General features: G+C 66.8%; 14 protein-coding genes. 2 read left to right on the top strand and 12 right to left on the bottom strand.

Going from position 1 to position 14,390, the window contains the following annotated elements; all coding sequences use genetic code 11:
* Nucleotides 1-28 precede the first annotated feature (28 nt).
* The 12 genes from ACWDXS_RS03835 to ACWDXS_RS03780 form a co-directional block, all read right to left on the bottom strand.
* The gene (locus ACWDXS_RS03835) at nt 29-1,306 is read right to left on the bottom strand and encodes a cytochrome P450 (protein ID WP_449961713.1); all 1,278 of its coding nucleotides are present in this window, start codon (nt 1,304-1,306) and stop codon (nt 29-31) included.
* A gap of 128 nt (nt 1,307-1,434) precedes the next feature.
* Complete coding sequence (locus ACWDXS_RS03830) at nt 1,435-2,046, bottom strand: hypothetical protein (protein ID WP_449961710.1); 612 nt, start codon at nt 2,044-2,046, stop codon at nt 1,435-1,437.
* Between the two features lie 45 nt (nt 2,047-2,091).
* Nucleotides 2,092-3,378, bottom strand: a complete 1,287-nt coding sequence (locus ACWDXS_RS03825) for an MlaD family protein (RefSeq protein ID WP_449961707.1) — start codon at nt 3,376-3,378, stop codon at nt 2,092-2,094.
* Nucleotides 3,375-4,481, bottom strand: a complete 1,107-nt coding sequence (locus ACWDXS_RS03820) for an MlaD family protein (protein ID WP_449961704.1) — start codon at nt 4,479-4,481, stop codon at nt 3,375-3,377. Before ACWDXS_RS03820 ends, ACWDXS_RS03825 begins: the two co-directional genes overlap by 4 nt.
* A complete protein-coding gene (locus ACWDXS_RS03815; RefSeq protein WP_449961701.1) occupies nt 4,478-5,581 on the bottom strand; it encodes an MCE family protein in 1,104 nt (367 codons plus the stop codon). The genes ACWDXS_RS03820 and ACWDXS_RS03815 overlap by 4 nt, the downstream gene beginning before the upstream one ends.
* Nucleotides 5,578-6,588 (bottom strand): MCE family protein, encoded by a 1,011-nt coding sequence (locus tag ACWDXS_RS03810; protein ID WP_067444681.1) that lies wholly within the window; start codon nt 6,586-6,588, stop codon nt 5,578-5,580. Before ACWDXS_RS03810 ends, ACWDXS_RS03815 begins: the two co-directional genes overlap by 4 nt.
* Before the next feature lie 4 nt (nt 6,589-6,592).
* Nucleotides 6,593-7,630, bottom strand: coding sequence for an MlaD family protein (locus tag ACWDXS_RS03805; RefSeq protein WP_449961696.1), 1,038 nt, complete (start codon nt 7,628-7,630; stop codon nt 6,593-6,595).
* Complete coding sequence (locus ACWDXS_RS03800; protein ID WP_449961693.1) at nt 7,627-8,892, bottom strand: MlaD family protein; 1,266 nt, start codon at nt 8,890-8,892, stop codon at nt 7,627-7,629. The genes ACWDXS_RS03805 and ACWDXS_RS03800 overlap by 4 nt, the downstream gene beginning before the upstream one ends.
* The gene (locus tag ACWDXS_RS03795) at nt 8,893-9,747 is read right to left on the bottom strand and encodes an ABC transporter permease (protein ID WP_378990283.1); all 855 of its coding nucleotides are present in this window, start codon (nt 9,745-9,747) and stop codon (nt 8,893-8,895) included.
* Nucleotides 9,747-10,577, bottom strand: coding sequence for an MlaE family ABC transporter permease (locus tag ACWDXS_RS03790; RefSeq protein ID WP_378990285.1), 831 nt, complete (start codon nt 10,575-10,577; stop codon nt 9,747-9,749). The genes ACWDXS_RS03795 and ACWDXS_RS03790 overlap by 1 nt, the downstream gene beginning before the upstream one ends.
* Before the next feature lie 2 nt (nt 10,578-10,579).
* Nucleotides 10,580-11,074 (bottom strand): hypothetical protein, encoded by a 495-nt coding sequence (locus tag ACWDXS_RS03785; protein WP_378990427.1) that lies wholly within the window; start codon nt 11,072-11,074, stop codon nt 10,580-10,582.
* A gap of 301 nt (nt 11,075-11,375) precedes the next feature.
* Entirely contained in the window at nt 11,376-12,029 is a 654-nt protein-coding gene (locus ACWDXS_RS03780) for a TetR family transcriptional regulator (RefSeq protein WP_378990286.1), read from the bottom strand.
* Nucleotides 12,030-12,288: 259 nt separating this feature from the next.
* Between ACWDXS_RS03780 and ACWDXS_RS03775 the strand changes: the two genes are divergently transcribed.
* Both ACWDXS_RS03775 and ACWDXS_RS03770 read left to right on the top strand, forming a co-directional pair.
* On the top strand, nt 12,289-13,392 hold the full coding sequence (locus ACWDXS_RS03775) for a diguanylate cyclase domain-containing protein (RefSeq protein WP_449961688.1): 1,104 nt from the start codon (nt 12,289-12,291) through the stop codon (nt 13,390-13,392).
* A 69-nt stretch (nt 13,393-13,461) separates the two neighbouring features.
* Nucleotides 13,462-14,379, top strand: coding sequence for an LLM class F420-dependent oxidoreductase (locus ACWDXS_RS03770; protein WP_449963398.1), 918 nt, complete (start codon nt 13,462-13,464; stop codon nt 14,377-14,379).
* Nucleotides 14,380-14,390 lie beyond the last annotated feature (11 nt).

Genomic DNA, 14,390 nt, shown 5'->3' with positions numbered 1-14,390 from the left:
TTACCTACCTCTGTCGTTGTTGTCGTGGTCAGGATTGGGGAGTGAAGCGGATGTGCAGTTCGCTGAGCCCACGCAGCAGGAAGGTGGGTTCGTACTCGTAGGTGCGCGCGTCGACCGGACCGTGCTTGTCCGCGTCGATCTCGATGTCGAGCAGCCGGTCCAGGATCCGTTCGATCGAGACCCGACCCTCCACCCGCGCGAGCGGGCCGCCCGGGCAGGTGTGCACGCCGCGACCGAACGCGATGTGCTCACGGAAGTTGTCGCGGTCGAGACGGAACTCGTGCGGGTCCTCGAATCGGCGCGGATCGCGATTGGCCGCACCGGGGCAGAACATCACCAGGCCGCCGGCCGGGATGTCCACCTCACCGACGGTGGTCGCGCGGCGAGCGAGCCGGAACCCGCTCTTGACCGGTGCGTCCATCCGCAGGGTTTCCTCGATGAAGTTCGGGATCAAGGTGCGGTCCTCGCGCAATCGCTGCTGCACGTCGGGGTGATCGCCCATGAACCGCACCGCCGCGCCCAGCACCTTGGCCGTGGTCTCCTGCCCCGCGGCGAACAAGAAGGTCGCCGACCGCGCCACATCGAGGACCTCCGGCGTGGTGCCGTCCGGATACTTCGCCAGCGCCAACGACGTCAGCACGTCGTCGCGTGGCTCGTTGCGGCGATCGGTGATGTAGGAGACGAATTTCTCGTCCAGCCAGGCCAACGGGTTGCTCGAGAGCGCTTCGTTGTCGATCGCACCGGGTCGGGCACCCGGCTGGGGCGCGCCGAGCACGACACGGAATTGCTGGTGATCGACTTCGGGAACGCCGAGCATATCCGCGACGACCAAGAGCGCGAACGGCTTGGCGTACTGGGAGAGGAATTCACACTGGCCGGCCTCGACGAATTCGTCGAGCTGCTGGTCGGCCAGCCGCCACATGAATTCTTCGTTTTCTTTCAAACGGGCGGGCGTGAGCAGACGATTCAACACCGACCGCGCGAAGGTGTGTTGCGGCGGGTCCATCGTCACCATATGCTCGAACATCGGCAACTCGGTCCGATGCGCGTCGATGAGGTCGCTGATATCGTCGCCGACCGGCGTGAACGGCAGCGGCGGGAAGGGCCCGCCGACGGCGACGGCCGAGGAGAAGATCGACGAATCCTTGAGCACCTCAGCCGATTCCTCGTATCCGGTGACGGCATACACACCGAAGTGCGGCTCCTGAGTAACCGGGCACTTCGACCGCAGATGATCGAAATAGGGATGGGGATCAGGAATCAGATCCGGGTCGGTGAAGTAGTTCACTGTATCGAAATCGGTCACGGAGAACTCCAGGTGATCGGGAAGCCGCGACAAAGACGCGCACTTCGATGGTAACAACCATATTCATTTTTGAGAACCTCATTCCCGAAAGACAGCACGGAACTCCGCGCGGTCGAGCGGGTAGCGGATTAGGGCAGGTAGACCCGGCTGGCCAGCCAGCGTCCGTTGACGAGTTCCATCGTCATCTGGACCCGGCTGTGGTCGACGCGAGGATCGGCGGCGGCGATATTGGTGACCGTCTGATCGATGAACAACAGCACTTCGACCTTGGTCTCGGATTTCGATTTCACCGCGGCGTCGAGCACCGTGCCGGTGCCGGTCGCCTTGTTCTCGAGCAACAGCTGGCGCAGCTGCCCGCTCGACCGGGTGTACATGTCCTTGAACTCGCCGGTCGATCCGTCCAGCACCGCCGCGAAATCACGATCGAGGTGATTGGAGTCCACGCTGGTCAAGGTGACGGCGTAGGCCCGCGCCGCCGCGAGCCCGGCTTCGGCGGCGGCGTCGGTGTCGGACTTCTCGTCGAGTTTCCAGCCGAGGAAGCCCGCCACCACCAGCGCTGCCACGGCGGCCACCACGGTGACCGGCGCGGCGATCCGGCGCGCGATCGCTCGCATCAGCTGTAGCTTCGTCGGACCTGCCTGTTTCGGCTCTTCTGTCGGCGCCGGGTCCGAATCCGCCGATGACTTCACTACCGCCGGTTCGAGCAATTCGGTCTCGGTCTTGGTGTCTGTGTCGTTCATAGCAATTCCTAGCGTGGTGGTGTGCGGTGCGAGTCCGGAAGCCGGTCACCGAGGTACCGGTGTCGACAGATCCGGCCCGGCGAAGGTGAGCGGAAGTGTCCATGGTCCGAGCGGAGTCGGGATCGCCTGCGTCGCGGTCGCCTGTCCCGGCGGCGGCGGACCGGGGACACGCGAACCCGGCGGGCGCGGTGCGTTGCGCGCACCGCGGATGAGGACCGACGGGTCCTCGTTCGGGCAGTAGGTGTAGAGGTAGGGCTCGGGGAAGTCCGGCTGCGACGGTGAATGTCGCGGCAGGTTGTAATCGCAGGAGTAGCGGGGGTACAGATTCACCAGCCCCCAGAGGCCACCGTCGTGGAATGCCGCGGTGAGGTTGCCCAGCGTCGAGCCCGCCCGCTCGGTCGGGAAGAAGAACTCCCGCAGGGCCGGTACGCGCGAGTTCGCCATGTCGGACACCGTGGCGAGGTTGCCGAGCAGGTCGACCACGCCGAGCGAGTTCTGGTCCAGCACCGCGTCCAGCGCACCGAGCGTGCCCGGCGCCGCGCCGAGCAGATCGACGAATCCGCCCGACTTCGCCTCCACGCCCGACATCACTCGGGCCGCGTCACCGGCGAATTCACCCAGTCCCGGCGAGGCGGTGGCCGCGGTGCTCAGCACCGTCCGGCTGTCGCGCAGCAGCCCGACCGCTTGGGGCAGCACCGAATCCAAGGTGGAGACGAGAAAGATGCCACCGTCGATGATGTCGGAGAGCTTGCGCGGGCCCTGCTCGCTCACCCCGAGTTCCTTGACGATCGCCGCCAACCGCGCCGGATCCACCTGCGCGAGCGTGGTATCCAGCTGCGCGAGGGTCTGCCACAGCGGCACCGGCGTCGAAGTCCGCTCCACCTCGATCTCGGCGCCGTCGGCCAGGTAGGGGCCGTCGTCGCCGACCGGGCGGAAGTCGAGATACTGCTCGCCCGCCAGCGACAGGCTCGCGACCCGGACCGCGCCACCGACGGGCACCCGGGCCTGCGCGTCGATCGCCGCGGTGGCGACCAGCCCGGTCGAGGTCAGCTCGATCGCGGTGACCTCACCGATCGGGACACCGCGCAAGGTGACATTCTGCCCGGTCAACAGCCCACCGGACTGCGCGAGGTGCACCCGGACGGTCATGGTGGCCGCCGTGGGGTCCACGCCGAGGGCGCCGAACAGCAGATACGCGATGCCGACGATCAGGGTCAGCACCAGCGCGCCGCTGGACAGGATGGACCGGAACCGGCTGCCGAGCACGGCCGCGCCGACCACGACGCGCGCGGGCACGCCGAGCACGAGCCGAAATCGCTGCGCAGGTGTCATCGCCCCGCTCCCGTCACGCGCTGCTGCAGCTTGAGCAGGGTGTAGGTCAGGGTGCCGACGAGAGCCTGCCAGTCGCTCACGTCCGGTATCCGGCTGCCCTCATCACCGGGGTGCGCCGGATCCGGCACCGCACCGATCGTCACGTCCTGCAGATCGGCGTTCACATGCGCCGAGGTGCCGTTGGTGATCTTGATGATCGGTCCGAGAATCGAATTCATCGCCGCGAGACTGGCATTGGGATCGGTCGAGGCCGCGTTGAGCCCGGCGGAGAGCCGGTTGACATCGGCGACCATGCCCGCGGCGGACCCGTCGATGGCAGGGAACTTCGCCAGTTCCCGACTGATCTGATCGACCTGCCGGATCAGCGTCAACGCCTGCTGGGAACTGTCGGTGGCGGCCGTGAGCGCCGGTCCCGCGACGTCGGCCAACTCACCGAGCGGGCGACGCTGCTCCTGCAATTGCCGGGTGAGCTGGTCGACTTCGACGAGTACGGTGCGGATATCGGCCGATCGCGCGGCCAGTGCCTGCACCACTCTGGTCGACCTGTCCAGCAGCGCGGCGAGATTCGCGCCTCGGTCGCCGACAGCGTGTCCGAGACCGTTGACGATAGTGGTCAGGTTCCGGATCACCCCACCGTTGACCAGCAGCGACGCGGTGGTGAGCAACTCCTCGATGGTGGCCGCGGCCTGGGTGGCCGACAGCGCGATGGTGTCGCCGTCGTGCAGCACCGGCCCGCCGGGAGCGGCGGCGTCGGGCGGAGTGAGCGCCACGAAGACATCGCCGAGCGGTGTGGCGGTGCGTAATTCGGCCCGGGTGCCCACCGGCAGGGCCACCCCCGGCTGAATGCGCATCGTGACCACGGCGGTGTAGTCGCGTGCCGACATCCGCGCGACCTCGCCCACGTCGGCGCCGAGCACCCGCACCTTCGCCTGCTCGGGCAGGTTCAGCGCATTGGCGAAGCCGGCGTGGATCGTATAGCCGCCGTCGCCGACGCCGGGCGCGGGCAACGGCAGATCACCCAGACCCACCGCGCAGCCGGGCACGGTGGCCAGCACCACCCCGGCCAGCAACAGGGTCGACGCGGACCGATATCGCTGTCTCATCGTGGCAACCTCGACATCGCCTCTAGCATGTCGGTGATGCCGAAGTCCGGCCCGAAATCCTGCAATGTTCCTGTGCTGCAACCGAGTTGGCGTAGGCCCAGCACGTTGCACACCTCCTTCACCAGTTGGCCGTCGAAGAAGACCTTGTCCAGCAGCGCGTGCACCCGGACGCCGCGGTAGTCGACGTCGATGGCGTTGTAGGCGTTGTTCAGCAACAGCGGTGTCACGTCGATGAACTCGGCGATCTCCTCGCGGTAGTCCGCGAGCGCGTGGGTGACGGTGCCCGCGTTGGTCACCGTGGAGCGCAGGCTCGCACTGTTCTGGGACAGGAGGTCATCGGTCTGCTGCATGATCTGCACGATCTGCGCGCCGGTATCACCCGCGCCGATCTGGAGATCGGCCAGGACACTACTCAATTGCCCTGTCGCACTGCCGAATTCCCGGATCGTCTGGTCGTTGTCGGCCGCAGCGCGAATCAGGACCGCCAGGTGCTCGACGATGTCGGTGATCGCCTTCTGGGTCTGGGCTCCCCCGTCCTCGCCGAGCCGCAGGGCACCGGACAGTTCGTTCATCGTGGCCCGAAGTTCCGGACCGCTGCCCGAGGCGATCCGCGCGGACGTATCGAGCAGGCGCGCGATCGGACCGGTCTCGGGAGTCGCGCCGGCCAACTGCGCGGCCATCCCGTCGGCGGCACCGAGCAAGCGGTCGAAGTCGATGGGGGTGCGGGTGCGGTCGAGGCCGAGCTGCGCTCCGTCGGCCAGGGTGGCGCCGCCGCGGTAGGCGGGCGTGAACTCGACGTGGCGATCGGTCAGTACCGAGGTCGAGACGGTCACCGCGGTCGCGTCCGCCGGGATATCCACCGCGCCCTCGACCCGCATGGTGACCTCGACATGGGAACCGCGCGGGGTGATGGCGGTGACCTCACCGACCGGCATCCCGAGCACGGCCACGGCGTTGCCGACGTAGAGTCCGGCGCCGTTGTCGAATCGGGCTGTCACAGTGATGGCCGAATCCGTGTCGTCCGGGCTGCCCGCGCACCCCGCGAGCGCGCCGAGTCCGAGCACCAGCACGATCCTGGCCAGCGTGGCGAGTCGTGTCATTTGCAGTCCTGGAAGTAGGGGGCCAGCGAGACCTGGTCGGCGCGCCCGCTCAGCGCGCACATCCAGGAATCGATCAGCGGCCCCGCGGGCGCGGTGAAGTCGACCTCGTTGGCGGTGCCCGACGCGTTCGCGAAATTGCGGATGGGGACGGGCAGGATCTGCAGGATGTTGCGCAACAGGTCGTCGTGGCGGGCGAGGCTGCCGAGCAATCCGTCGAAACCGCGCAGCAGTTCGTCGATCTTGGGCCGGTCTTCGACGACCAGCACCCTGACCTGATCCGCCAGCCGCCGCGTCGAGTCCATCAGGGTCTGGAGCGCACCGCGCCGCGCGAGAATCTCGGTGACCAGGTCGCGGCCCTGGCCCACGATGGCCGCGAGGTCGCCCTGCTGACCGTTGACCACCGTGGTCAACTGTTGCACGCCGGTCAGGAGCGCGCCGAGTTCGTTGCGACGGCTGCCCAGCAGTGCGGCCAGCGAGCGCAGATTCCCCAGCAGCCCGGGCAGTACCGTCGGCACGCCGTCGAGTTGGTTGGCCAGCGCGTCGAGCGAGGTGGCGATACGGCCGGAGTCGATCTGTTCGAATGTCGCGGTGGCGTTGTCGAGTGCTTGCTGCAGATCATAGGGAACGGCGGTGCGCGACAGACCGATTCGGTGATCGGCGATCTCGCCGCCACCCGCCGGGGTCAGTTCGACGTAGCGGGCGCCGAGCAGGGTGGTCAGTTTGATGGCGGCGCGGGTGTCTGCGCCGAGGGCTGCGGACCGATCGACGCTCAGGGTGACCAGCACCCGGTCACCGGCCAGCCGCTGACCCGCGACCGTGCCGACCGGAACACCGGCGACGGTGACCCCGTCCCCCACGCGCAGACCGGCGGCCTGCGCGAACTCGACGTCATAGCGCTGCTGTCCGACGCCGAGGGAGTTGAAACCCACCGCCCCGGCGACGATGGCGAGCAACAGTCCGAGCGCGATCAGCCCCAGCACGGCTTTCGAAGGCTGTTTCGATGTCATTACCTCACCTGCAGATCGGTGATTGTTGGATGGCGCCGGTCGGCGAGGCCAGAGCGACGATGGTCGGTACCAGGGTGGCCAGCGCGGGCAGGAACGTCACGCCCATGTTGCACAGGTAGGTGTTGAGGTAGGACCCCTCCTGGCTCGCCCTGGCGAGCCCCTTCAGCAGTGCGGGCAGGTTGAAGCCCAGGTAGGCGAAACTGTCCTTGTTCTGCTCGAAGTGCTTGGTGAATCCTGGTTCGCGCGTGAGGAATTCGTTCAGCGGTGGCCGCACGTCCTCGACGACGGTGGCCAGGCGCCCGGTCACCGACGCGACGGTCGTCAACGACCCCATCAGCTCGTCACGGTGACGCGAGAGTCCGTCGATGATCGAGCGCGACTGGGTGAGCAGGGTGCTCACCGTACCGCTGTGCGCGGCCAGGTCTCCCACCACCTGGCTCAGGTTCGTGATCACCGCCCCGAGCACCTGATCCGGACCGGCGACGGACTCGGCCAGGGTGGAGACCTGCGCGATCAGCAGCACCAGCGAGGTGTTGTCGCCCTGGAGCGCGGTGATCAGCGCTCCGGTCACATTGTCGACCTGCTGTGGATCCAGCCCACCGAACAGGGGCTCGAACCCGTTGAGCAGCACCGAGATATCGAACGAGGGTTCGGTGTGCTCGAGCGGGATCGTGCCACCGGGCGCCACCTCCTGCGGTTGCCCGAAGTCGGCCAGGGAAAGGCCGAGATAGCGCTGGCCGATGACATTCTGATAGGTGATCGAGGCTTTCGTATTCCCGAAGACCTTCTGTTGTTCCTCGACCCGGAACCGCACCTCGGCGCGATTGCCGACCAGCGCGATCCTGTCGACGCGACCCACCCGCACCCCGGCCATCCGCACATCGTCACCGGCGCGCAGGCCCGTGACATCGCTGAAGATCGCGGAGTACGTTCTCGCCGAGCCGTCCACCCCGCGGTGCAGCGTCACGAAGGTGACCCAGATCAGTCCGAGGGACACGACCAGGAACAGGCTCAGCCCGATCAGTGATCGACGAAAACTCATCGGCCGCCACCCACCGGGAGCGGGCTGTCGGAAAGCAGTTGCGCCAGTACCGATTCCGCGGCGTTGGCCTCTCCGCCCAGAATCCGGCGGATCAGGTCCTGCAGTTCCGGCGCCAGCTGGGGTACCGAATACGACCGCGGATTCATACTGGGTGACAACTCCTGCTGGGGGATCGAGTCCGGTGCGGTGGAGCAACTCGGCGCGGCCAACTGGCCGTATCGGGGACAGTCCGCGCGGGTGTAGGCGGTGTGCGGGCTCAACCGGAACTGGAATTTGCCGGTACCCATCTGGGTGTCGGAGTTCCAGAACTCGGCGAACCACAGATCCGAGATCGTTTTGATCCGGACCACGATCGGTGCGAAACTACCGGCTCCCTCGCCCAATACATCGAGGACCGGCACCAGATCATTCGTCACTGTGACGATCTGATCGGTATGTCGAGCCAGCCCGCCGCCCACCTTGGACAGGGTGTTGTTGCCCGCGGACAGCAGGTTCATCAGTTCGCCCTCGCGTTCGGCGACCGTGCGCAGCGGAAGCACCGCCGAGTGCAGGGCATCGAGCAGGTCCGGCGCCGCCGCGTTGAGTCCGTGCACCGCCTCGGCCATCGCGCCCAGGGTCGAGGGCCCACCGTCGGGCGCGAGTAGCGCATCGAATTCCCTGGTGATCCGGTCGAGTTGCCCACCGGCGCGCACGATGTCGTCACCCCGCCGATCCGTGGCCGCGGCCACCGCGGCGAGCATTCCGACTGTGGTGTCGGACCCGACCCGCCCCGTACTCGCGATGATCTCGCGCAACTTGGTCAACGCGGTCTGCAACTGGACCGTCGCGAGGCTGCGGTCCTGAGCGATCTCAGTATCGGCGGTCAGCCCGGGGCCGGGCCCGTTGTCCACCAATTGGACCGAGGACACGGCGAAGACGTTGCTCGGCACCACCCGCGCGGTCACCGTGCGCGGCACTTTCCCGGCGTACACCGGGTCGAGCAGCAATGTCACCCGATTCGGACCGCCGTTGTCGGCGAGCGCCACCGTGGACACCGCGCCGATCAGCAGACCACGAAACTTCACGTCGGATCGGGCGGGCAGACCATCGCCGAGCTGATCCAGCATGGCGATCACTTCCACCTTGTCGTCGAAGCGGCCCGTCGACTTCATCAACAGTGCCGTGACCATGGCTACGGTCAGCACGATCAACACCACGCCACGCAGCACCAGCGAGAATGCGCCGGGACCGCGCCCATCCTTCTCAAACGGAGTCGCCGGCATCTACCCTCCCAGCCGAGCGCTGGAACCGATGCCCCAAAGACCTACGGTCAGCAGCAGATTGACCACGATCATCACCGAGATGGACGCGCGCATCGCCCGGCCTGCGGCCGTGCCGACGCCCTGGGGCCCGCCTGCGGCGTAGAAGCCGTAGTAGCACTGGATCGTCGAGGTGAGGATCACGAACAGAATCGCCTTGATCAGCGAGTACACGATGTCGGGGCCGTTGAGCACCAGCTGGAAGTAGTGCTGATAGGTGCCCGCCGATAGACCGCCGGACAGACCGACCACTATTTCCACCGCCAGGTAGTTGGCCGCCAGACAGACCAGGTACAGCGGGAACATCGCGACCACCGACGCGAGGATCCTGGTACTGACCAGATACGGAACCGCGCGAATGGCCATCGCCTCCATCGCCTCGATCTCCTCGGCGATCCCCATCGCACCGAGTTGCGCGGTGAACCGGCACCCAGCCTGGGCGGCGAAAGCCAGCGAAGCCATAATGGGCGCCAATTCCCTGGTCGAGGCGGTCGAGGCGATCAACCCGACGGTGGGCTCCATGCCCAGCAGGTGCAGTGCGTTGTAGCCCTCCAGACCCACGATCGCACCGCCCGCCGCGCCGAGCACGATGATCACGCCCGCGGTGCCGCCGCCGACGACGATCGAACCGTTTCCCCAGGTGATGTCGGACAGGATGCGCAGAAATTCCTTGCGGTAGTGCCGCAGCATCACCGGAATCGAGAACAGGGCTCGAATCAAGAACGTCCCCATATGGCCGACCCGCATCGCCCCCGCGGCCAGCCGGACCGCGGCCCGGTGCACCGGCCGCACCCCCGGCGGGTAGTACTGCGCCGCCATTACAGCCCCTGCCGTGGCAGCAAGATCATGTACAGCTGGGTGAAGGCGACGTTCACGATCATCAGCAGCAGGATCGAGGAAACCACTGTCGAGTTGACCGAATTCGCCACGCCCGCCGGACCGCCCTTGGTGGTCAGCCCTTTCTCGCAGGCGACCACGGCGACGATCGCCCCGTAGACAACAGCTTTGATCATGGTCAGCACCAGATCGTCCACGGTCGCGAAGGACGAGAACGTCGCGACGAAACTTCCCGGCGCCCCGCCCTGAACGAAGACATTGAACAAGTAGCCCGCGAGAAAGCCGACGAAGCAGACGATTCCCGTCAGCGACACCCCGATCAGTACCCCGGCCGCCAGCCGGGGGACGACCAGGCGGCGGATCACCGAGACACCCATGATCTCCATGGCGTCCAGTTCGTCGCGGATCTTGCGCGACCCGAGATCCGCACAGATCGCCGAGCCGACCGCCGAAGCCATCAGCAGCGCCGCGACCATCGGCGCCCCCTGCCGGATCACCGCGAGCCCGCTGGCCGCACCGGCGAGCGAGGTCGCCCCGACCTGCCCGGCCAGCAACCCGAACTGGATGGACAGCGTCACTCCGATCGGCAGGGCGACAAAGATCGTGGGCAAGGCCGCCGACGACGCCATGAACGCGGCCTGTCGGACGAACTCCTGGAACGCGAATCGACCGGTGACCGTGTCGATGGCGAGAAAGCGCACAGCGCGCATGCCGAGGACGAATTGGCCACCGACCGTTTCCAAGGCGGCAATCGGGTGTCGGCGCAGATAGCCGCGCGCCCACTCGGCTATCTCACGATCGGCCGTTGCCATGGTCAACTCGCGGAGACCAATCCAGCAGTGGTCCGTGACGCGCTGACACGGAACATCTCGGTGGGGCCGACTTCTTCGGCGGGGAATCCCGCCGTAGCCAAGGCGCAGGCTTTGAACGCGCGCGCGGCCCGGCTGACGCGATGGTGGGTGATCTTCACTCGATCCGCCAGTTCGGCCGGAAGGGCATCGCCCCACAGCGACAGCTCGGCCGAACGGTGGTCGAGACAGTCCAGAATGCCATCGCGCACACGACAGTCCGCGACCATCTGGGTGGGTACAGCCACCGCATGCGGCCAGGTGTCGTGTTTCGGGGCCGCCAGCGACTGTTCGATATCGAGCACAGTGGCACCGAGGATCTGCAACGGCCGCACGTCGGAGTGGTCGTCGACGAGCACGGTCACTTCCCACCCGGCGGTTGTTCGATCGAAGAGCCAACCTCCCGCGTAGCGAACAACTTCCACGGCATTCGGCGCGACGATGGCCAAGCGATATCGCAGCGGATGCCGGCGGGCGTGGGCTCTCCAGTGGGCGGAATCAACGAATTGTGCGGCCATGTGCTTCCCATCCAAACTTCGAATCTGAAGATCTCGACAGGTGCGCCCCACGCCCGGAATTCGATCGCTCGGAGCCCCTGCCGACCACACGGTAATCCGGTTACTCAGCATGTGACAGCAGTCTCATCCAAGTAACTAGTGATCTACGTCACATTGATTTGCCCTTGACGTACAACCCTGAAATTCGCCTTACCGCAGGTCATTCGGGTTGTTCGAGCCGTCGGCCGGCGGGATCCGTCCGTGCCTAGCGGGCGGGCCCGTAAGGACCAGCCAACGAGGGATACACGAGCGGCGACGAGCCCTCCTCGCCCTCGGCCACCCGAACGCGCGCCGCCTCGGCCACGCTGCCACTGGTCAATCGGTCGATCGCACGCTCGAGCATGGGCAGGATCTCGGTCACATCGAGATCCTTGTCGACGAATCGACCGGTCAACGCGTAGATCAAATTGGTGACGATCAGTCCGACGTCCTCGACATAGTCGCGATCGTAGCCATCGAACAACATCGCGGCGACCGGCAGCACGGCGCTCACACCCTGTGCGTCCAATTGCCGACCACCGATGCCGCTGCGCGCGCGATGGTAGGCCTCGAGCATTCTGGGATTGCGTTCCCACGGCTCGAAGACGTGCCGGATGACGCGGACCAACCCGTCGCGCAGCGATTCACCCGGAACAGGCAACTCCAGTTCGGCATAGCTGTTGATCGCCATCCACCGGGTGACAGCGGCGACCATCAACTCGTCACGGGTGGCGAACTTCTTGTATACCGTCGCGAGCGAAACCTGGGCCCGACGCGCGACCTCCTTGAGCTGCAGATCGTCGTACCCATCCGACATCAACATCTCCATCACGACGTCGATGATCCGGACCGAGGAGTCCGTTTCCGGTGACCGTTTCACTCCACCACGGTATCGCCGCTGGTCGACTGACCTACTCCCGGGCCGACCGTCTCGACTCCGCAGACCTGGCGCTCTTCATCGATGAGCCGACGCCGATCGTGATGGCACCACCGTCGCGGGCAACCCGGCGGCGGGACCGAACCGGCGGGATTCCGCGACGCTCCGACCTAGACTACTGCCGATCAGCGGGTGGGTTTTCTGGAATTCTCACACGCGCAACCAACAGATAGGCGATGCGGTCGAGACCAAGGGTGAGTCGATGTACAACGGCAAGACGCTGCGGGACTGGTGGCACGATCCTGTCGACTACCGATGGCTCGTCCGCACGCTGGCCGCCAGGTCGGCGCTGGTTCCGCTGAAGATTCTGATCGGCCTCGCGGGAGCCGCGATCGCGGTGATGGGCGCGGTGATCGCGGGAACACCGGTGGGACCGCCCGGCCATCCCGGCCTCGCTTCGACCATCGGAGTGCTGTCGGGAACCCTGTGGGCGGCGCGCTGGTGGCTGCTGACCTGGCCGAGCAGGACCGAGTCGCTGATCCTGATCGCCTGCGCCGATGTGTTGTTCACGGTGGAATTCCTCCAGTTGCAGGATCGACTGTTCGGGGCGATGGGCACCGTCCTGCTCCTCGGCACCGGCAGCTACCTGAGCTTTTTCCACAGCGCCAAAGCACTGGCCGTGCATTCGGTGTGGTCGCTGCTCTCGGTGGTGGTGTTCTCGGTGCGGATCGCCACCGGCGGCGGGAGCATCGAACTGGCCCTCGCGGTCGCATTGCTACTCGCGTCGGTGGTCAGCGCGGTGCCCGCGTTCCAGCTGCTCTATTCGTTGCTGCGCACCGAGTCGCAGTCGGACCCGCTCACCGACCTGCTGAACCGCCGCGGTCTCGAGAACCGGCTACAACAGCTGATGGACCGCAATCCCGCGATGTGTGTCATCTGCTTCGACCTCGACCGGTTCAAGAGCGTCAACGACACCTGGGGCCACCGCATCGGCGACATCGTCTTGATGCGCACCGCCCGGCGGCTGCGCGATGCCGCCGGGGAGATGGCGGTCGTGGCGCGGACGGGCGGGGAGGAATTCGTGGTGGCTGCCCCGATCTCCGCGGCCGCCGCGCGCAGGGAAGCCGAACGGCTGTGCCGAGTGGTCGCCGAACCGCCGGAAACCACGGTGGCTGTCACCGCGAGCGTCGGTGTGGCGATTTTCGACGCGACGATCTGTCCACGCTGCCCCTGCCCGACCGCGGACCGACTGCTGCAATCCGCCGACGCGGCGATGTACCGGGCCAAGCAGTCCGGCGGGAACCTGGTGGTGGTGGACGAACTCAGCCCGCCGCCGGACCACCGCCACCCGGACGACAGCCGGTAGCGCCGATCGTTGCCCGGCGATCAGGCCGCCGCCGCGCCGGACCTGTTCGCATCGGGCACGATGGTGATCATGGACCTCCGCATCTTCACCGAACCCCAGCAGGGCGCCGATTACGACACGTTGCTGTCGGTGGCCCGCGCCGCCGAGGAGCTCGAATTCGACGCGTTCTTCCGTTCCGACCACTACCTCGCGATGGGCGATGCCTCGGGCCTGCCCGGCCCGACCGATGCCTGGATCACCCTGGCCGGGCTGGCCAGGGACACCTCCCGCATCCGGCTGGGCACCCTGGTCACCGCCGCCACGTTCCGGCTGCCGGGGCCGCTGGCCATCCAGATCGCCCAGGTGGATCAGATGTCGAACGGGCGGGTCGAACTCGGTCTCGGCAGCGGCTGGTTCGCCGCCGAACACGCCGCGTACGGAATCCCGTTCCCGGACAACAGGTTCGGCCTGCTCGAAGAGCAACTGGCCGTCATCACCGGACTGTGGGACACCAAGCCGGGGGCGACGTTCAGCTTCGAGGGCGCCCACTATCAGCTCACCGACTCCCCCGCCCTGCCCAAGCCCGTGCAAGACCCGGTGCCCGTGATCATCGGCGGCAACGGCAAGGTCCGCACCCCGCGCCTGGCGGCCCGCTATGCCACCGAGTTCAACATGCCGTTCGCCTCGATCGCCGACAGCGCCGCCCAGTTCGACCGCGTGCGCGCCGCGGTGCACGCGGCCGGGCGCACCGACGAACTGATCTACTCCAACGCCCTGGTCGCCTGCGTCGGGCGCACCGACGCCGAGGTAGCGCGCCGGGCCGCCGCGATCGGCCGCGAGGTGGACGAACTGAAGAGCAACGGCCTGGCAGGCTCCCCCGCCGAGGTCGTCGACAAGATCGCCCGCTACCGCGAGATCGGCGCGAGCCGGATCTACCTCCAGATCCTCGATCTCGCCGATCTCGATCACCTGGAACTCATTGCCGCCGAGGTGCAATCGCAGCTCTGAGAGCGATATCC

This window comes from Nocardia sp. NPDC003183 (assembly GCF_053590715.1).
This window is presented reverse-complemented; position numbering and strand designations above follow the sequence as displayed.